Source organism: Nocardia halotolerans, assembly GCF_042650145.1.
GTDB lineage: Bacteria > Actinomycetota > Actinomycetes > Mycobacteriales > Mycobacteriaceae > Nocardia > Nocardia halotolerans.
Genome location: NZ_JBHSDL010000033.1, coordinates 1 through 1,072 on the forward strand (window position 1 = coordinate 1; position 1,072 = coordinate 1,072).

General features: G+C 54.8%; 1 rRNA gene. It reads right to left on the bottom strand.

Annotated elements, in window-relative coordinates:
* Positions 1–40 precede the first annotated feature (40 nt).
* Positions 41–1,072, bottom strand: a 23S ribosomal RNA gene (locus tag ACFO5K_RS26070); the annotation flags it as partial.

Consider the following 1,072-nt stretch of genomic DNA (forward strand, 5'->3'; position numbering starts at 1 on the left):
TGTTGTTTCAGATACCGCACAGTGGACGCGTAACACCTTCGATAGTAAGCCCTCGGCCTATTAGTACCAGTCACCTACACCAGTTACCTGGCTTCCAGTTCCGGCCTATCAACCCCATGGTCTGTAGGGGGCCTTAACCCATCAAGTGGGAGAGAAACCTCATCTTGGAACAGGCTTCCCGCTTAGATGCTTTCAGCGGTTATCCCTTCCGAACGTAGCCAACCAGCAGTGCTCCTGGCGGAACAACTGGCACACCAGAGGTTCGTCCGTCCCGGTCCTCTCGTACTAGGGACAGCCTTCCTCAAGTTTCTTACGCGCGCGGCGGATAGAGACCGAACTGTCTCACGACGTTCTAAACCCAGCTCGCGTGCCGCTTTAATGGGCGAACAGCCCAACCCTTGGGACCTACTCCAGCCCCAGGATGCGACGAGCCGACATCGAGGTGCCAAACCATCCCGTCGATATGGACTCTTGGGGAAGATCAGCCTGTTATCCCCGGGGTACCTTTTATCCGTTGAGCGACACCGCTTCCACTTGCCGGTGCCGGATCACTAGTCCCGACTTTCGTCCCTGCTCGACCTGTCAGTCTCACAGTCAAGCTCCCTTGTGCACTTGCACTCAACACCTGATTGCCAACCAGGCTGAGGGAACCTTTGGGCGCCTCCGTTACATTTTAGGAGGCAACCGCCCCAGTTAAACTACCCACCAGGCACTGTCCCTGAACCAGATCATGGTCCGAGGTTAGAAGTCCAATACGATCAGAGTGGTATTTCAACGACGACTCCACCCGAACTAGCGTCCGAGCTTCACAGTCTCCCACCTATCCTACACAAACCGTACCGAACACCAATACCAAGCTATAGTGAAGGTCCCGGGGTCTTTTCGTCCTGCCGCGCGTAACGAGCATCTTTACTCGTAATGCAATTTCGCCGAGTCTGTGGTTGAGACAGCAGAGAAGTCGTTACGCCATTCGTGCAGGTCGGAACTTACCCGACAAGGAATTTCGCTACCTTAGGATGGTTATAGTTACCACCGCCGTTTACCGGGGCTTAAATTCTCAGCTTCGCCCACA